Origin of the sequence: Devosia sp. MC521 (assembly GCF_014127105.1) — a bacterium.
In the GTDB taxonomy this organism is placed as follows: Bacteria; Pseudomonadota; Alphaproteobacteria; order Rhizobiales; family Devosiaceae; genus Devosia.
This window is the reverse complement of record NZ_CP059902.1, coordinates 2,882,631-2,900,043: the sequence shown is the minus strand read 5'-3', so window position 1 is coordinate 2,900,043 and position 17,413 is coordinate 2,882,631. Positions and strand designations below refer to the sequence as shown.

Annotated in this window: 21 protein-coding genes; 16 read left to right on the top strand and 5 right to left on the bottom strand. The window is 57.9% G+C overall.

Features of this window, described 5'->3' with window-relative positions:
• Positions 1–96: 96 nt before the first annotated feature.
• Together H4N61_RS13935 and H4N61_RS13930 are read left to right on the top strand one after the other, a co-directional pair.
• Positions 97–1,515 carry a sodium:alanine symporter family protein gene (locus H4N61_RS13935; RefSeq protein ID WP_182394303.1) on the top strand — a complete coding sequence of 473 codons (1,419 nt, stop codon included), beginning with the start codon at positions 97–99 and terminating at the stop codon, positions 1,513–1,515.
• Positions 1,516–1,634: 119 nt separating this feature from the next.
• On the top strand, positions 1,635–2,378 hold the full coding sequence (locus H4N61_RS13930; RefSeq protein WP_182394302.1) for a YebC/PmpR family DNA-binding transcriptional regulator: 744 nt from the start codon (positions 1,635–1,637) through the stop codon (positions 2,376–2,378).
• Between the two features lie 48 nt (positions 2,379–2,426).
• Here H4N61_RS13930 and H4N61_RS13925 read toward each other — a convergent pair whose 3' ends face one another.
• Positions 2,427–3,128, bottom strand: a complete 702-nt coding sequence (locus H4N61_RS13925; protein ID WP_169196001.1) for a GGDEF domain-containing protein — start codon at positions 3,126–3,128, stop codon at positions 2,427–2,429.
• Positions 3,129–3,440: 312 nt separating this feature from the next.
• Here H4N61_RS13925 and ruvC point away from each other — a divergent pair, with 312 nt between their 5' ends.
• The 10 genes from ruvC (at position 3,441) to tolB (ending at position 10,738) form a co-directional block, all read left to right on the top strand.
• Positions 3,441–3,947, top strand: a complete 507-nt coding sequence (ruvC, locus tag H4N61_RS13920; RefSeq protein ID WP_182394301.1) for a crossover junction endodeoxyribonuclease RuvC — start codon at positions 3,441–3,443, stop codon at positions 3,945–3,947.
• Positions 3,944–4,561 carry a Holliday junction branch migration protein RuvA gene (gene ruvA / locus H4N61_RS13915; RefSeq protein WP_182394300.1) on the top strand — a complete coding sequence of 206 codons (618 nt, stop codon included), beginning with the start codon at positions 3,944–3,946 and terminating at the stop codon, positions 4,559–4,561. Before ruvC ends, ruvA begins: the two co-directional genes overlap by 4 nt.
• 28 nt (positions 4,562–4,589) lie before the next feature.
• Entirely contained in the window at positions 4,590–4,892 is a 303-nt protein-coding gene (locus H4N61_RS13910) for a hypothetical protein (RefSeq protein ID WP_169195998.1), read from the top strand.
• Positions 4,893–4,900: 8 nt separating this feature from the next.
• Complete coding sequence (gene ruvB / locus H4N61_RS13905; RefSeq protein ID WP_169195997.1) at positions 4,901–5,938, top strand: Holliday junction branch migration DNA helicase RuvB; 1,038 nt, start codon at positions 4,901–4,903, stop codon at positions 5,936–5,938.
• Positions 5,935–6,429, top strand: coding sequence for an NUDIX domain-containing protein (locus tag H4N61_RS13900; protein WP_182394299.1), 495 nt, complete (start codon positions 5,935–5,937; stop codon positions 6,427–6,429). Before ruvB ends, H4N61_RS13900 begins: the two co-directional genes overlap by 4 nt.
• Positions 6,426–6,815 carry a tol-pal system-associated acyl-CoA thioesterase gene (gene ybgC, locus H4N61_RS13895; RefSeq protein ID WP_169195995.1) on the top strand — a complete coding sequence of 130 codons (390 nt, stop codon included), beginning with the start codon at positions 6,426–6,428 and terminating at the stop codon, positions 6,813–6,815. Before H4N61_RS13900 ends, ybgC begins: the two co-directional genes overlap by 4 nt.
• A gap of 209 nt (positions 6,816–7,024) precedes the next feature.
• A complete protein-coding gene (tolQ, locus tag H4N61_RS13890; protein ID WP_182396034.1) occupies positions 7,025–7,735 on the top strand; it encodes a protein TolQ in 711 nt (236 codons plus the stop codon).
• A gap of 1 nt (position 7,736) precedes the next feature.
• The gene (locus tag H4N61_RS13885; protein WP_169195994.1) at positions 7,737–8,174 is read left to right on the top strand and encodes an ExbD/TolR family protein; all 438 of its coding nucleotides are present in this window, start codon (positions 7,737–7,739) and stop codon (positions 8,172–8,174) included.
• Positions 8,175–8,184: 10 nt separating this feature from the next.
• Positions 8,185–9,363 (top strand): hypothetical protein, encoded by a 1,179-nt coding sequence (locus H4N61_RS13880; RefSeq protein ID WP_182394298.1) that lies wholly within the window; start codon positions 8,185–8,187, stop codon positions 9,361–9,363.
• Positions 9,364–9,427: 64 nt separating this feature from the next.
• On the top strand, positions 9,428–10,738 hold the full coding sequence (gene tolB, locus H4N61_RS13875) for a Tol-Pal system beta propeller repeat protein TolB (RefSeq protein ID WP_169195993.1): 1,311 nt from the start codon (positions 9,428–9,430) through the stop codon (positions 10,736–10,738).
• A 72-nt stretch (positions 10,739–10,810) separates the two neighbouring features.
• Here tolB and H4N61_RS13870 read toward each other — a convergent pair whose 3' ends face one another.
• From H4N61_RS13870 to H4N61_RS13855, 4 genes are all read right to left on the bottom strand, one after another.
• Positions 10,811–11,572, bottom strand: a complete 762-nt coding sequence (locus H4N61_RS13870) for a DUF4394 domain-containing protein (protein WP_169195992.1) — start codon at positions 11,570–11,572, stop codon at positions 10,811–10,813.
• A gap of 96 nt (positions 11,573–11,668) precedes the next feature.
• The gene (locus H4N61_RS13865) at positions 11,669–12,226 is read right to left on the bottom strand and encodes a fasciclin domain-containing protein (RefSeq protein WP_169195991.1); all 558 of its coding nucleotides are present in this window, start codon (positions 12,224–12,226) and stop codon (positions 11,669–11,671) included.
• 136 nt (positions 12,227–12,362) lie between these two features.
• The gene (locus tag H4N61_RS13860) at positions 12,363–13,073 is read right to left on the bottom strand and encodes an anti-sigma factor (RefSeq protein WP_199368563.1); all 711 of its coding nucleotides are present in this window, start codon (positions 13,071–13,073) and stop codon (positions 12,363–12,365) included.
• Complete coding sequence (locus tag H4N61_RS13855) at positions 13,070–13,624, bottom strand: sigma-70 family RNA polymerase sigma factor (protein WP_169195989.1); 555 nt, start codon at positions 13,622–13,624, stop codon at positions 13,070–13,072. The genes H4N61_RS13860 and H4N61_RS13855 overlap by 4 nt, the downstream gene beginning before the upstream one ends.
• A gap of 295 nt (positions 13,625–13,919) precedes the next feature.
• On the opposite strand from H4N61_RS13855, the gene H4N61_RS13850 reads away from it, so the two are divergent.
• The 4 genes from H4N61_RS13850 to H4N61_RS13835 all read left to right on the top strand — a co-directional run bounded on the left by H4N61_RS13850 (position 13,920) and on the right by H4N61_RS13835 (position 17,379).
• Positions 13,920–14,456 (top strand): fasciclin domain-containing protein, encoded by a 537-nt coding sequence (locus tag H4N61_RS13850; RefSeq protein ID WP_199368561.1) that lies wholly within the window; start codon positions 13,920–13,922, stop codon positions 14,454–14,456.
• 99 nt (positions 14,457–14,555) lie between these two features.
• Positions 14,556–15,032, top strand: a complete 477-nt coding sequence (gene msrB / locus H4N61_RS13845) for a peptide-methionine (R)-S-oxide reductase MsrB (RefSeq protein ID WP_169195988.1) — start codon at positions 14,556–14,558, stop codon at positions 15,030–15,032.
• Between the two features lie 63 nt (positions 15,033–15,095).
• A complete protein-coding gene (locus H4N61_RS13840; protein ID WP_169195987.1) occupies positions 15,096–15,818 on the top strand; it encodes a type 1 glutamine amidotransferase in 723 nt (240 codons plus the stop codon).
• 61 nt (positions 15,819–15,879) lie between these two features.
• Positions 15,880–17,379: a methyl-accepting chemotaxis protein gene (locus H4N61_RS13835; RefSeq protein ID WP_169195986.1), complete on the top strand. Its 1,500-nt coding sequence runs from the start codon at positions 15,880–15,882 to the stop codon at positions 17,377–17,379.
• Positions 17,380–17,413 lie beyond the last annotated feature (34 nt).

Genomic DNA, 17,413 nt, shown 5'->3' with positions numbered 1-17,413 from the left:
GCATAAGCGACTCACGGAACCGTGAGTCGCTGTTCTCGTTACCTCGATGATTGTGTCGGCTTTAACCAGCGGCTCGTTAACGGGGGAAATGGGGATATGCTTGATCCCATCATCAATTTTCTGAACGACATATTCTGGGGCTATGTCCTCGTTTATGGCCTAATTGCCGTTGGGTTATTCTTCACGATCCGGTTGCGGTTCGTGCAGTTTGTCCATTTCGGTGAGATGTTTCGAGCGGTTGTCGGTTCAAAGGCCAACGACAAAGCCGGGATCACACCCTTTCAGGCCCTCTGCACCTCACTGGCATCCCGTGTTGGCACGGGGAACCTCGCCGGTGTCGCGGTGGCTCTTTATCTTGGCGGTCCCGGCGCTATCTTTTGGATGTGGGTGGTTGCGCTCCTCGGCATGGCCACGGCCTATTCTGAATCGACGCTCGCCCAGCTCTATAAAATCAAAAACCAGAACGGCGATTATCGCGGTGGGCCCGCGTTTTATATCGCGCGTGGCCTCAAAGCTCCGTGGGCCGGTGCTCTGTTTTCGGTCTGCCTGATCCTCGCCTTTGGTCTGGTCTTTAATGCCGTTCAAGCCAACTCAATTGCTGATGCGGCCGCGGGCGCATTCGGCTTCGATAAGCTCTGGGTCGGCATTTCTCTGGCTGTGCTAACCGGCATCGTGATTTTCGGCGGTATTCGCGGCGTCGCTTATGTGTCGCAAGTGGTCGTGCCGATCATGGCCGGTATCTATCTTCTGGTCGCGCTTTGGGTCGTGGCCATGCACATCACCGAGGTGCCCGACATGCTCGGCCTCATTGTCCGCAGCGCGTTCGGTCTTGAAGCTGCTGGTGGCGGGATCGCGGGCGCGATGCTCAACGGTGTGAAGCGTGGTCTTTTTTCCAACGAGGCCGGCATGGGCTCTGCGCCCAATATCGCCGCCGTTGCAACGCCTGACCCGCACCACCCTTCATCGCAGGGCTTCGTGCAGGCGCTGGGCGTATTCATCGATACCATTCTGGTGTGTACTGCAACTGCGCTGCTTATTCTGCTTTCCGGGGTTATGGTTCCGGGCAGCGATTTGACTGGCACACCGCTGACCCAGGCCGCCATGACTGTTCACATCGGCGGGTTCGGCAATGCCTTTATCGCCATTGCGATCTTCTTTTTCGCCTTCACCTCCATCATCGGCAATTACACCTATGCCGAAAATGCCATGACCTTCCTCAAGCTGGGCAATTTTCCTGCGCTTACAGTTCTGCGCTTGGCCGCTATGGGCATGGTGATCTGGGGCTCTGTTGAAACCGTGGCGACGGTCTTTAATGCGGCCGACGCATCCATGGGGCTGATGGCGACCATCAATTTGATCGCCATTGTTCTGCTCTCCGGTACTGTTGCGAAACTGACCAAGGACTATGTCGATCAGCGTAAAGCGGGGAAGGTGCCAACCTTCCAGGCCTCGGATTATCCTGAGCTCGATGGCAAGATCGATCATTCGATCTGGAACAGGCAGGACCCCGGCTAAACTGTTTTTGGCCTAAAAAACCTGCGCTCGCTGCCGTGACACCGGGGGCGGGCGCTTTATTTTTGCCCTCGCGGGCCCTATAAGCAGCCCGATTTTACAAATTCTCGCCGAGGTAACGAATGGCTGGCCATTCCCACGCCAAGAACATTATGCACCGCAAGGGCAAGAGCGATGCTATTCGCTCCAAGATATTTTCGAAGCTCGCCCGCGAAATCACCGTGGCGGCCAAGATGGGTCAGCCTGACCCAGCGTTTAACCCACGTCTGCGTTTGGCCATCACCAATGCGCGCTCGCAGTCGATGCCAAAAGACAATATCGAACGCGCAGTGAAAAAGGCGTCCGGTGGCGACGCTGAGAACTATGACGAAATCCGCTATGAAGGCTACGGCCCGGGTGGTGTTGCCGTCATCGTTGAAGCGCTGACTGACAACCGCAACCGCACGGCCTCGAACGTTCGTTCGTACTTCTCCAAGAACGGTGGCGCCTTGGGTGAAACCGGTTCGGTCGGCTTCATGTTCGATCGCGTTGGCGAAATCACCTACCCGGCTGCAGTCGGTACGGAAGACAAGGTCATGGAAGCGGCGATTGAGGCCGGTGCCGATGACGTTGAGAGCGACGACGAAGGCCACTACATCTACACCAGCTTTGAAGGCATGGCCGAAGTCTCGGCCGCGCTTGAGCAGGTGTTGGGCGAAGCTGAAACGGTCAAGGCCGTCTGGAAGCCTCAGAACCGTACGCCGATTGACGCTGAAAAGGGTGCAACCCTGATGAAGCTGATCGCGACCCTCGAAGAAGATGACGACGTTCAGAACGTCTACTCGAACTTTGACATGAGCGAAGAAGACGCTGCCAAGCTCGTCTAATTGAGCAGCATTTCGAATTTGAAATCCCCGCCTCGCGCGGGGATTTTTTTATGCGCGGCGCACAGGGGCCGGGGGCAAAGAAACGGCCGCTACTTCCACCATATTGCGCCCGGCCTTTTTGGCCGCATAGAGCCCCTGATCAGCACAGCGGAACAGTTCTGAAAAACTGATTGGTGCGGCGAAACTTGCGCCCCCAATACTCACGCTGAGCGGACAGGGCACGCCTCGCGGTGAAAAGCTCGCCCTGCGGATGCCGCGGCGAATGCGTTCTGCCACCAGAAAGGCGCTCATGCGATTGGCGCCCGGTAAGTAAACGCCAAATTCCTCGCCGCCGAGCCGCCCGACCAGCGCACCGGTGCGTACAATACGGCGCAACGTCGCCGCAATAAGGGTCAGGGCAATGTCGCCCTGATCATGGCCATGGGCATCGTTGATCGCTTTGAAATTATCGGCGTCAATAACGAGAAGGGCACCACTGGGCGTGCCTTCGCGGTCACTGAGAAACTCCTGCGTTAGCTCCGTGAACGCACCTCGGTTCAGGCAGCCGGTGAGGCTATCGGTATTGGCCAAGCGCGCCAGTCGAAGGTTTTCGACCGCCAGCTGGCGCATTCGCATTGTGAACAAGTAGAATAAGGGCAGACCCACCAGCAGCGGGGAGAGGGTCGCCGCGCCAAACAGGCGGATCGAAAGATCGGATGTGAGCTCTGCGCTCGAGAAGAACACAGCCACCACAATCCACGAAACGACCACGCAGCAAACCGGGCCGAAAATGCTCCAACGGGTTACGCTCGGCCAGCTATGAAATGGCCTAGATTTCCTGTGGCTTGCAACGCGTTTGAGGCGTTGTCGTGCATATAAAATAGCTGAAAGTCGCCAGTTGGTAACGCGCTGTGTGTCCATGCCGTTTGCCCCCAAAAGCATGCGCGTGACGCTAGGCGAGGCTTTCTCAATTAATGCTTGCCCGAATTGTTAAAGCTTTATTCATCCACTGGTATATCGTTTGTTGCCAATTTGTTCACTTTAGCCTTGGTAGGCTGCGCGAAGTTGACTACAAGGTAATCCATGAGCACTCCCGTTCGAATCATCGGCATCGACCCTGGCATCCGCCGTTGTGGCTGGGGCGTTATCGAGGCGCAGGACAATCGTTTGCGCTTTGTCGCTGGTGGCACGCTCACCCCGCCAACAACAGGCGAACTGGCCTCCCGGCTGGCATTTTTGTCCGAAGGGCTAAATGGCGTATTGGACGCTCATCAGCCAGATGAAGCCGCAGTGGAAGAGACATTCGTGAGTGCGGGCGCTCGCTCAGCGCTTATCCTTGGACAAGCGCGCGGCGTTGTTTTGGTGACGCCTGCTTTGCGCGGTCTGCCCGTGGCAGAGTACGCCGCCAATCTCATCAAGAAATCCGTTGTCGGCACGGGCCACGCGGATAAGGCGCAGATTGGCCTCATGGTCAAAACTCTGATGCCGACAGCTGTTTTTAAGGGCGCGGACGCAGCCGACGCTTTGGCGATTGCAATTTGCCACGCCCACCACCGTGTTTCAGCGATGCGCATGGGAGCCTATGCATGATCGGCAAGCTTAAAGGTCTGGTCGATAGTTTTGGTGATGATTACACGCTGATCGATTGCGGTGGTGTTTGCTACCAAGTGTTCTGCTCGGGCCGCACGCTGCAGTCATTGCCCAGTGTTGGCCAAGCTGGTGTGGTCTTTATCGAGACCATCGTGCGCGAGGACATGATCCGGCTTTATGGCTTTGCCACCGAAGCTGAAAAGAGCTGGTTCAATCTTCTCACCTCCGTGCAGGGCGTGGGTGCACGCGTGGCTTTGGCCATTCTGTCGATCCTCACGCCGTCTGAACTCTCGAGCGCTGTGGCGCTGCAAGATAAGGCGATGATCGGGCGCGCCAATGGTGTTGGCCCCAAACTGGCGCTGCGTGTTGTGACCGAACTTAAGGGCAAGGTTCCAGCCATTGGCGCTGTCGATGCTGGCACTCTGGGCTTGCAGGCCGCGCTTGGCGAAGGCGTTGCCGCAACCAATATTTCCGACGCCGTGTCGGCGCTGACCAATTTGGGCTATTCCAGCCAGCAGGCGTCTGCTGCCGTGGCACGCGTGGTGCAAAAGGAAGGCGACGATACCGCGACCGAAAAGCTTATTCGTCTGGGACTTCGCGAGCTGAGCAGTTAAGCTCTCTCCAAATTGGGGGAGAGTGATTTTGGCAACGAAACTTCAGTCTGCATGTGTGGCACTGGTTATGCTCGGCGCGGCGAGCTCTGTAACGGCGGCGCAGGCCGACCAAAATGAAGCTGTCGCTGTGGCGATTTGGTTTGTGGAAGCCGATGGGACGTCAAAGCCCTATTATTTCCACGATTTGAATAACCCCTTGCCGCGCTGGTCGTGCGAAGCGCGACTTGACTACCTAACGAAATTGCATTTTCGCAATACAAGATCCAATCCGGACCTCAAGAACAAGCAGGCGACAAGGTCGGCCTGTGTTCCGGTCCGCAACATAAAGTAAGCTTGCGCGTGACCTCAATTACCAACCCTTCCACCGGTCGCGACGAAAATCTCGATGTGTCGTTGCGCCCGTCAGGCTTTTCTGACTTCGTCGGACAGGCGGCGGCGCGCGCCAATCTGGAAGTGTTCATTCAGGCCGCAAAACAGCGTGGTTCGGCGCTGGACCACGTTTTGTTTGTGGGGCCGCCCGGCCTCGGCAAAACCACGCTCGCGCAGATTATTTCCAAGGAATTGGGTGTGGGTTTTCGCGCGACCTCGGGCCCGGTGATCGCCAAGGCGGGGGATCTGGCGGCGCTGCTGACCAATCTTGAAGAGCGCGACGTGCTTTTCATCGACGAAATCCATCGTCTCAACCCGGCCATTGAAGAAGTCCTCTATCCTGCTATGGAAGACTTCCAGCTTGATCTGATCATCGGGGAAGGGCCTGCGGCGCGTTCTGTTCGTATTGATCTGGCCAAGTTTACGCTGGTTGGTGCAACCACACGTGCCGGCCTACTCACCACGCCACTGCGCGATCGTTTCGGCATACCGGTTCGTCTCAATTTCTATACGCCTGAAGAGCTGGTCAAAATCGTCACGCGTGGTGCGCGCCTTCTCGGCATGCCAATGTCGCCCGATGGCGCAATGGAAGTCGCGCGTCGCTCGCGCGGCACCCCGCGTATCGCCGGACGCCTGCTCCGTCGCGTCATCGATTTTGCCATGGTGGGCGGCGCTCATGAAGTGACACGACAGATTGCCGACGCTGCGCTCTTGCGTCTTGATGTGGATAGCCGGGGTCTTGATCAGCTCGACCGCCGTTATCTCACAACCATTGCCGATTTCTACAATGGTGGCCCCGTCGGTATCGAAACAATCGCCGCTGCGCTCTCCGAGCCGCGCGATGCGATTGAAGAAATCGTCGAGCCTTACCTCTTGCAGCAGGGCTTTATTCAGCGCACACCGCGTGGGCGCATGCTCACCTCAATCGCGTTCCAACATATGGGGCGCGGTGTGCCGCAAGGCTTTGTGGGCATACAGTCGACCCTGTTTGAGGAACCCGAAGAGTGAATGAACGGCATATCATCAGCTTTCCCATCGGCTCGCAGCGGTTCAATTTCCGTGTCGCCGGGATCATCGTGGTCGATAATCACGTCCTGATTTGCAGCGAAGATGATGATGACTATGCCATGCTTCCGGGCGGCCGGATTGAGCTAGGCGAAGACAGCAAGTTTTCGCTATCGCGCGAAATCGCCGAAGAGCTGGATATGCCCGGCCGCGTTGGTGCTCTGGTCGCCACCTCTGAGAGTTTTTACCGCCGCGTCGGCGAAGATTTTCATGAGCTCGGCTTTTTCTATGAAGTCGCTTTGCCGGGGCAGGGGCCTGACGGCAATGCCCCCTGGCTCCAGCGTTGGGATGAAGGGCATTTGCTCAAATTCTCATGGGTGAGCCTTGAAGGGGCTGCGCTGGAGAAGCGCAATCTGTTGCCCTCATGGTTGCCGAACTATCTGCGGACCCGGTCCCGCACCCTGACCCACATCATTCACGACGAGCGCGTATGACGACGCATAGTTTTCCTGTCCGCATTTATTACGAGGACACTGACTTTTCGGGGAATGTCTATCACGCGGCCTATCTCAAATTCTTTGAGCGGGCGCGGACCGAGTTCCTGCGTGAGAATGGTATTCACCATTCTGAATTGGCGGCGCAGGGCATCGCCTTTGCCGTCCGTTCAATGCAGCTCGAGTTTATCGGCGCCGCTCACATCGATGATTTGCTGTCTGTCTCTACACAAGTTGTTGCGGCAACTGGTGCTCGTCTCAAGCTTGAGCAAAAGATTTTCTGCGATGATACGCTGCTCACAACCGCTCAACTTGATGTCGTCGCAATAAAAACCTCTGGTGGGCCTGCGCGCCTCCCTGCTGTGCTTCGCGCCCTGGCTCCATAAATAACAAAGCGAACACAAGGGGTTTTCCGGAATCTCTTTGTTAACCCATTGGTGACCATAACCAAGGAACAGAGACCGCAGTTCGGTCTCCGCGCTGCTTCGCGGCCGGAGAAACGAAGCAATTCTCTTAATTTTGACAGAATTGGCCCCCATCGCAGCCCGATGTGGACCCGCGCCTCGTCGGCCGAAAGGATCGTTTAATGGAAGCCATGGATGCAGTTGGAGTCGCCACCGCCGCCGCTCCGCATGCTGACCTCTCCATCTGGGGCCTCTTCTGGGCTGCCGATTTCGTCGTCAAAAGCGTGATGATTGGCTTGCTCGCGGCATCTGTTTGGTGCTGGGCGATCATTGTCGAAAAGTCGTTGATGTATCGTCGCGCTGCCGCTGAGATGAACGCGTTTGAACGCACGTTCTGGTCCGGACAGTCGCTCGAAGAACTCTATCGTCAGCAGGCTGAAAAGCCTTCTGGTGGTATGGGCGCGGTCTTTGTCGCCGCGATGAAGGAATGGAAGCGCAGCCACGAGCAGAACGCCTCGAGCTTTGCTGGCATGCAGCAGCGCCTCGACAAGGTTCTCGATGTTGCCATTTCCCGCGAGAGCGATAGCCTCGAAAAGCGCCTCGGCTTCCTCGCCACGGTCGGTTCTGCGGGCCCATTCATTGGCCTCTTCGGTACCGTGTGGGGCATCATGAACGCCTTCACCAATATTGCGGCCTCATCCGATACCAGCCTTGCAATTGTGGCGGGTCCGATTGCGGAAGCGCTGTTCGCAACTGCGATTGGCCTAGTGGCCGCTATCCCTGCCGTTATCGCCTACAACAAGCTCTCCGCTGATGCAGGCAAGATGATTGGCCGCCTCGAAGGCTTCGCCGACGAGTTCTCGACCATCCTCTCGCGCCAGCTCGAAGCACGGAACCGCTAATATGGGCATGGGTGTTTCCTCAGGCGGGGGCGGAGGCGGGCGTCGCAGACGCCGCAAGAGCCGCGCCGTTATAAGTGAAATCAACATCACGCCGATGGTGGACGTGATGCTGGTGCTGCTGATCATCTTCATGGTGGCCGCGCCGATGATGACCACTGGCGTGCCAGTCGACCTGCCGCAATCCGCTGCAGGCTCGATGCCAAACCAGACCAAGCCGATCACCGTGTCGGTCTCGCCGGAAGGCGCGATCTTTGTTGATCAGACGCCTGTGGCTGAAGCCGAACTCATCACCACTCTTTCCGGATTAGCGACCACCGAGGACCGCGTTTATTTGCAGGGCGACACCACCGCCAACTATGGCGTTGTGATGCGTGTCATGGGCCAGCTGTCGGCTGCCGGTTATACCAAGATCGGGCTCGTTACCGAGCGTGAGCGATAGGCCCGGGCCCATGCGCACAGGTCTAGTTGTCTCTGTTTCTGCCCACGTGATCGTCCTCGTGCTGGGTCTGGTCAATCTGGGCATGACTGAACGGCTTGAGCCGAGCGTACAGTCAATTGCCGTTGATTTGGTGCCGATTGAAGAATTCTCCAATATCCGTAAAGGGGTGTTGGATAGCGAGGTCGTGGAAACCGACACGCCATCGATAACTGATAGCGAAGAACCGGCAGAGTTGGCCCAGCCGACTGGCAATACGGAAGAAGATCAGCTGACCCCGTCGCCGGCCGATGTTCCCACGCCTTCGCCAGTGACTGAAACCGCACCTGCGCCGGAAACGGCACCAGAGCCTGAGCCCGAACCAGAGCCGGAACCAGTGGAGCCACCACCACCGCCAGAACCGACGCCGCCACCAGCGCTGCCTGAGACGCGTCCTGCGGACTTAACGCCTCCACCGCCGCCACCAGAGCCAGAGCCTACGCCTGAGCCGACCCCAGAGCCTGTTCCGGAACCAGAACCGGTTCCAGAGCCCGTGCCAGAACCAGAGCCGACAACACCAGAGCCGACGCCGGAGCCAACCCCTCCTGCGGCGCCAACGGTGAATGTGGCTATGCCGACATCACGCCCAACCGATCTTGCGCAGGTTCGTCAGCAAGCCTTGGCTGCTGAGGAAAAGCGTAAGGAGGAGGCTGCTGCCGAGGCCGAACGTAAGCGCAAGGAAGAGGAAGAGCGCAAGAAGCGCGAAGCCGCTGCCGCCGCTGCACGCCAAAACCAACCGACAGCGCCGTCCGAGCGCCCACCGCCAGATGATATCTCCTCGATCATCAATAATGCGCCGACGACAGGCGGCACGACTGGGCAGGGTGGAGCGGCAAGCTTGGGTGACACAACCGGCACCTCAGCGCGCTTGAGCCAGACCGCAATTGACGGCTTTGCTGCCAAGATCAAGGCGTGCTGGAACTTGCTGCCGAGCGATTACAACTCGGGCATGAATGTCACGCTGCGCGTGAACATGAACCAGGACGGTTCACCGGCTGGCACCCCTCAGGTGATTTCGGCTGATCCGTCGACTGCCGGGCAGGCCATGGCGCGCGCCGCTCAACGCGCTGTCATTCAGTGTGGCCCCTATACGATGCTTTCCGCAGACTCCTACAGCGAGTGGCGGACGATTGAACTTGAACTAAGACCGTGACCTTGAATTTGCCCGTTTGTTAGCCTTAGTGCAGCAAAACTGGCGAGATCGGAGATAGAGAATAATGACGCTTCTATCGCGGCGCGATGCGCTGAAATTGGGCTTGGCTGGCGGCGTCATGCTTGCCACTGCCCCTATGGCTTTGGCACAGCTGCGTGTTGTGGTCGAAGGCGCTAACTTCCAGCCGCTGCCGATTGCTATCCCTGATTTCGCGTCTTCGGACCCGGCCTTTGGTAAAGAGATCGCCGATATCGTGCGCAACAATTTGCGCCGGTCTGGTCTTTTCCTGCCGCTCGATCCTGCCTCGCTTCCGGTGCAGGTTGGCGATGTGAACAACTCGCCGGACTTCACCATTTGGCGCACGGCCAATGTCGACGGCGTCGTCATGGGTTCGGTAGAGCGCGGCGGCCAGATCAATTCCATGGTCCGCGTTTGGGATGTTCAGGCTGGCGCGCAGGTCGTTGGCAAGAGCTATGCGACCGATCCAAGCTCGGCGCGTCGTATCGCGCACATGGTGTCGGACGCTGTTTATGAGCAGCTGACCGGCGGTTCGGGCTATTTCGATACCCGTGTTGTCTATGTCGCTGAAAGCGGCCCGAAGGCGAACCGTACCCGTCGTCTCGCGATGATGGATCAGGACGGTGCCAATGTGCGCTATCTGACCGATGGCTCATACATGGCGCTCACCCCGCGCTTCTCGCCCAATGGTGATCTCATCACCTATATGAATTTCGCTGAAGGCAATCCGCAGGTTTACCTGCTGCAGCTTTCGAGCGGTCGCCAGCAGCGCCTCGCCAATGTTGGCGCGATGACCTTTGCGCCACGCTTCTCCCCCGATAGCAACACGGTTGCGTTCTCGGTTGAGCAGCAGGGCGCAACCAATATTTACTCGGTTGGCGTGGGTGGCGGGCAGGCGATGCAGCTGACCTCTGGCGCAGCGATTGATACAGCGCCGTCCTATTCCCCAGATGGTGGCCGGATAGTCTTTGAAAGCGATCGTGGTGGCTCGCCGCAGATTTACATGATGGGTGCCTCGGGCGGCAATCCGCAGCGTATCAGCTACGGCCAGGGCAGCTATTCGACCCCCGTGTGGTCGCCAAAGGGCGACCTCATCGCCTTCACCCGTCAGTCCGGTGGTCAGTTCCACATTGGCACCATGGCTCCAGATGGCTCGGGCGAACGCCTGCTCTATTCTGGCTATCACGCCGAAGGCCCAACATGGGCGCCCAATGGTCGTGTCATCATGTTCTTCCAGGATCCGGGTGGCAATGACGGCCCGCGTCTGATGTCGGTCGACATCTGGGGCCGCGCGGCCCAGTCTATCCAGACGGAAAGCTACGCTTCTGACCCGGCTTGGTCTAACCTGCTGGTCTAGTGCCAAACCTCAATTGAATACAAAAACACCCCGGTTTGCGCCGGGGTGTTTTGCATTAAAGCCTGAGCATTTTTACATAGCAGGCATAATAGCGATATCTCGGACGTTTGCGCCGTCGATCTTGCCAGCTTCCGTGGTCGCACCGGTTTCCAGATTAACCGTGTGGAATGCACCGTCGATCACGAGCCAAGCTTCATTGCCGCCCTTGCCATCTGATGCGATGTCAAAGCCAGCTTCGGTCGGCATAACGCCAATTTCGCCGACAGCGTTCAACACACCATCATTTGGTGGGTCCTGAAGAACCAGCCAACCAGCCTTGCCGTCGATGTTAAAGAGCTGGGTCTTTTCCGTGCCGGCGTAGGAATTGGTGTAAGCGCCCGCGATGACATTTGGGGACGCACCGTCCGCGTAGCTATGGCTGCCATCGGTGACGGTTTCACCGGTATCAACAGTGACGCGTAGGCTGGTGCCATCGCTGCCCATGACACGCAATTTGTCGGCAACTGGATTGAAATCAACGGTCGCTGAGACGCCATCTGCGAGTTTCGTCGCCAAAGTGCTGACCTTGGTGGCGACACCGGTTTCGGGGTCGATAGTGGCGAGCGTGCCATCGGCGAACACACCATAAAGCATCCCGTCTGCGGGGCGAACGTCGATCCCGAGAAGACGCCCATCAACGCCTGTTACATCGATCGAACCCGTTTCAGTCCAGCTTTCGGTGTCGAGCCAGTGAAGGGTGTTTTCGCCTGATAGGCCAACGACATTTGCGGCCATTGCGGGTGCAGCAAAACTGGTGAGCAGCAGTGCTGCAGTGAGGGTTTTAAGCGCAGTCATCTTGGGTTTCCTTTCGGTGTCATCGAACTTGCGGATCGGGCAGGGGCCTCGATGTGCAGAAGGGAGACTGCATCGACGAGGCCCCGCCGCGAGCGATTAGCTCGCTGGCATCAGCACTTTGTCGATGACGTGGATAACGCCGTTCGACTGGATCACATCAGCGATGGTGACGGTCGCGGTGCCACCGGTTTCATCGGTGAGGGTGACCATGCCGTCGGTAACTTCGGCGGTGAGCTTGCAGCCGCCAAGGGTGTCGATGACGTGCTTGCCGCTACCGTCTTCAACCATCTTGATAACGTCCGCAGCGAGGGCCTTGGCACCAACCACGTGGCAGGTCAGGACCTTGGTCAGCATGTCCTTATTTTCTGGCTTCAGCAGATCTTCAACCGCACCTGCTGGGAGAGCATCAAAGGCAGCGTTGGTTGGAGCAAAGACGGTGAAAGGACCGGCACCCTGCAGGGTTTCCACCAGACCTGCTGCGGAAACAGCGGCTACGAGCGTGGTGTGGTCGGCCGAGTTCATGGCGTTTTCGACAATGTTCTTGTCCGCGAACATTGCAGCGCCGCCCACTTCTGGATTGTCCTGTGCCAGTGCTGCACCGGCAGTGGTCAGAGCAAAACAGCCTGCGATAAGGGTCTTCGAGATCATGTTCATGGCGTTCCTCCATGTGTAGATCGCCTCAGGATTGAGGGACATAAACAGACACGAGAGCAACGGCAGATAAGTTTCAGCCCCACGCATTTTGTTTTGCGCAGGGCTGGTAAGGTACTGAAGCGAAAGACAAAGAAAGTTAGATTTCGAGGAGGTCGCCTAATGCGACCACGTCTCCGGTCGGTTGCCCTGTCGGCGATCCGCCCGGTGGTTCAACGCTGATCGCCATGTGGGCACGATTGTTAAGCAACGCTCTCACGCTGTCGTTAAGGGGCATACGGGCTGCGCCGCCCACAGGGATGACGCCCAGCGAGGTTGGAGCCGCGTCGCCTTCCGCGACCCAAAGCTCAAAGACCTGCCCCGGGGCAGGTTCGCCTGCAAGATGGGCGAGCCGGATCTCGCCGCTACCCGCGTCGTAAATGGCCATATAGCGCACTTCGCTTGTGTCCGCTGCCAGCGAGGCCAGGATGCTGGTTTGGGGCGCCAGCGGCGTCTGCATCATGGGAAGAGTGACGGCCACAAGGAATGCCGCTGCGATACCAGCGGCAAGGCCGCGCCACAGCACTAAACTGCCCCAAAAACCTTTGCTCTGAGGTGCTCCTGCGACGCCAAAGAGATGCCTGTCGAGCGCGGTCTTTAAACGTGGCGACACATCCTGGGGCACATAACCCTCGGCGAGCGGGGTGAGGCGCTCTTCCCAGGCGTAGACGGATTGCGCAAATGCTGCGTCGGTTTCGACGCGGCGCGCGAGCATCGCCAGTTCGCTCGCGGGGAGCACACCAAGCGCGAATTCAGCCGCAAGAATATCGTCACCGCCTTCGGGCAGATCGTCATCTTTGATCACGCTCATCGCTCCAAGCACTCCTTCAGTCGCATCAGGCCTCGTCTTAGCCATGTGCGCATGGTGTTCAGCGGAACCGCATAGCGGATCGCGAGATCCGCATAGCTATCGCCTTGCATATAGGCTGCACGCAGGGCGCTGGCCTTTTGCTCTTCCAGTTCGGATAAGCACCCATCAAGTTGGGTGGCTTCACCAGCGGCAACAGTTTGCGCCTCGGGGTCAGGGCTCGGGTCTTTGACGGCCAATGCCGCATCATCGATCTGCCCTAGGCCCTCACGCCGCGCCCGCAATCGGTCAATCGCGTGGTGTCGGGCCACGGCAATCAGCCACGTCATCGGGCTTTGTCCGGTCACCGCAAAACGATCCGCTTTGAGCCAGATTTTGACGAAAACCTCCTGCAAGGCGTCCTCAGCTTCGGCTCTGTTGTTTAAGACACGTAGGCAGGTGCCAAAAAGTTTCGCAGCCGTTGCGGTATAGAGCCGATCGAATGCTGACCGGTCACGCAAGGCGACCCGGAGAATGAGCCCGCCGATGTCGTCTCGCATAGTGTTTGTAGACATGCGTCCTCCGGGGAAACTGCGGCGCAACTATGCGGGCGCCCGATTGGACGTGCAAGTCACACTCATCTTCGGCGTCAAAATCGGTTCTTTACGGTGATCAAAGTCGATTGGATCACTCCAAAAAATTCGCCCAGAACTAGCGTTTTCGACCCGTGAAAATTCCGTAAGTCATTGATATTTCGTTGTAATGAGGTTTTTGAGCCTCGCTCATGTAAAAACCAATCCAGTGCAGATCGCTCCCCGTAATTGTCGCAGCTCCAATGGTTGGAGCCCCAGACAATGGAAGGTGCATTCTATGATGACGCTTCGTACTCTATCGGTTGCTGCAGTACTCGCATTTGGCTCCCTGTCGGCTACGGCTCAAGACGCAATGATGGCGAGCACCAGCACCGTGGTTGAAACCGCTATCGGTTCGCCAGATCATTCGACTCTCGTTGCAGCAGTTCAAGCCGCTGGTCTTGTGGACACCCTCAATGGCGAAGGCCCATTCACCGTATTCGCGCCCGTGAACGCAGCCTTTGACGCGCTGCCAGCTGGCACTGTTGAAACTCTGCTGAAGCCAGAAAACAAAGATCAGCTGACTGGCATCCTCACCTATCACGTGGTCGCTGGCGACATTCATGCCGCTGACCTCATCAAGCTGATCCAGGACAACGGCGGTACTTTCAAGGCGGCAACTGTTGCGGGTGGCGAGCTGAGCTTTAGCCTCGATGGCGAGACCGTTAAGATTGCCGACGCAGCAGGTGGTTCCGCAAGCGTCACAGCAGCCGACATTGACGCTTCGAATGGCGTTATCCACGTGGTCGATGCCGTGCTTCTTCCGGCAAACTAACGATCAAAGCCATGTGACGGGCTGGACAGTGCTTCAGCCCGGCACCACCATGGTCTAGAACTCAAATCTAAGCGTAACCACAAATCAGGGAGTGCGCGCATGCAACGCCGATCATTTGTTTTGTCACTGGCCGCCCTCTCTGCCGCAGCATTCCCTATGCGTGGCGCCTGGGCCGCTGATGACGAGTTCCCCTTCAGCCTGACCGATGAGGAATGGCGGGATCGCTTGGACCAAAAAGCCTATATCGTTCTGCGTAAAAAGGGCACCGAACGCCCCTATACGTCGCCCTTAAACGAGGAAAAGCGCGCCGGGGTCTTCCACTGCGCTGCCTGCGATCAGGCCCTCTTCGTCTCTGATACCAAATATGACAGCCACACCGGCTGGCCGAGCTTTTATGATTTTATCCCCGGCGCACTCGGCACCGAGGAGGACCTTACGCTTGGCATGATGCGCATCGAGGTCCATTGCAGCAATTGCGGCGGGCACCAGGGCCATGTCTTTGAAGACGGCCCCGCACCAACCGGTCTGCGCTATTGCATCAATGGTATCGCTATGCGGTTTGAGCCGAGCGCCTAACCCATTGCGGGGTGATGTCGAGCCAGTTACTTTCGGGTCGATCTCATATTGGCCTATTCTCGCATGAAAATTACCATCGTTCAGACCGGCGCTGTGCCCAGCCACCTGCAAGCTGAGCACGAAGACTATCCGCAGATGTTCCGCAAAATGTTTGGCTCGACCGGCGTTGAGGGCTTCACCTTTGACGACATCGATGCCTGCGCGGCAGACGCCTTGCCCGATCCGACGACGCTTGATGCCATTTTGATCACCGGCTCGCCTGCTGGTGTCTATGAAGATCACAATTGGCTCGATCCGCTTCGTGCGTTCATCCGCTCGGCCTATGCGGGCAACATCCCCATGCTCGGGATTTGCTTTGGTCATCAGATTATCGCGGACGCCTTGGGTGGCGAAGTGCGGAAGTCAGAAAAAGGCTGGGGCCTTGGTCGCCACACCTATTCTGTTGCCAATGATCTCCCCTTTGCTCGTGAGTTGCCCGCCGTCATCAACGTCGCTTGCTCGCATCAGGATCAGGTCATCACGCCCCCGAGTCAGGCGCGTGTGTTTCTCTCGTCACCGTTCGCGCCCAATGCCGGACTGACCTATGCCAATGGTGTGACCCTGACACTCCAGCCTCATCCCGAGTTTGAAGACAGTTACGCGCAGGCCTTGGTCGAAATGCGCCGTGGTCGCGCAACCGACGATGTTATCGAGACGGCGCTTCAATCTATGCGGATAAATTCCGATAGCATGGCGCTGCGCCACACGATTATGCGTTTTTTTAGCGCTGCGAGCAGTTTGCGATAAACAACGCTTAACCAACTATGGTTCAGCATGACGCGATTTCTTGTGGCGTCAGTGATTTACCATGGCTCGTTTGCGGCAGTCTTCGATCACCCAGAAGCTCGTGGGTGTGTTTCTGGTATTCGGTGCACTCGTTCTCGTTTTTGGCGGCGGTGCGCTGTTTGAACTCTACCGTCAGGGCAACACCAGCGTCATCGCTTGGTTGGTTCTGGCGGGTGCCTCTGCGGCCGCGGGCTGTACGGCTGTCTTCTTCTTTTTCCAGCGCTTAGTCGCCCAGCGCCTTCGTACACTTGTCGGCATCACAGCGGCTCTCACATCGGGCAATCGCGAGATCGCGATCCCCAAGCAAACGACCAATGACGAGCTGACCGTCATGTTCGATGCCTTTGAACGCTTCCGTGCGGCGCTGATCGAGCAGGTTGCGCTCTATGCGGCCGAGCAGGAGCATGTTGCCCAAGAAAACAAGCGACAGGTCGACGCCAACCACCTCACCACCGACTTGCGCGACACTATTCGCGCGGTCATGCAGGGGCAGTTGAGCCGCCGGGTCGATGCCCATTACGAGCAGGCGGACCTCCGTCAGCTGGCCATCGAGGTCAACGGTCTCTTAGGCGCGATGGACAGCGGCCTCACCAGCACCGGTCTTGTGCTGTCGGCACTGGCCCGGGCCGATCTCTCTAAGCGTGTCGATGGCGAGTTCACCGGAGCCTTCGCTGACCTCCGCGACAATACCAATGCTGTGGCCAATCGTTTGGCCAGCGTCATGGGCGATCTACAGTCCACGTCTTCGCGTTTGAAAACGGCTGCCGGGGAAATCCTCGCCGGTTCTGAAGATCTCTCGCAGCGCACCAGTCGTCAGGCCGGCATGGTCGAGCATACCTCCGCTACCATCCAGCAATTGGCCACAACCGTGGAGGCTAATGCCACGCGTGCTGAAGACGCCAATAGAGCCGCTGAAGATGCTTCACGCATTGCGGTCGAAAGTGGCTCGGCTATGGAAACGGCAAAGCTGGCGATGGAGAAAATCTCAGCCTCCTCGTCCAAGATTTCCAAAATCATTGGTTTGATCGACGATATCGCGTTCCAAACCAATCTTCTGGCCCTCAACGCCTCGGTTGAAGCCGCTAGAGCCGGGGAGGCGGGTAAGGGCTTTGCGGTCGTCGCCATCGAGGTGCGGCGCTTGGCCCAGTCCGCTGCCGAGGCATCGGCCGAGATTAAACACCTGATTGATTTGTCTGCGGGTGAAGTGCGCTCTGGCACTCAGATTGTGCTGCAGATCGGCGAGCGGATTAGCGCGCTGAATGCGTCAGTCCTCGAAAGCGCTTCGGTGATTGCTGAAATCACTGCGGCGGGACGGCAGCAGTCGCGGGCCATTGGCGAGGTTAATGTCGCCATGCAGCAAATGGATGAGATCACGCAACACAATGCGGCCTTGGTAGAGGAGACCAACGCCACCATCGAACAGACCGAAGCCCAGGTGGATGAACTAGACCGGATCGTTGCGGTCTTTACCATCGCAGAGGTGCGGTCCGGGGGGCAAAAGATGGGGCGGCGGGCCGCATAAAAAAGGGGCGCTTCGGCGCCCCTTTTGCTTTTCT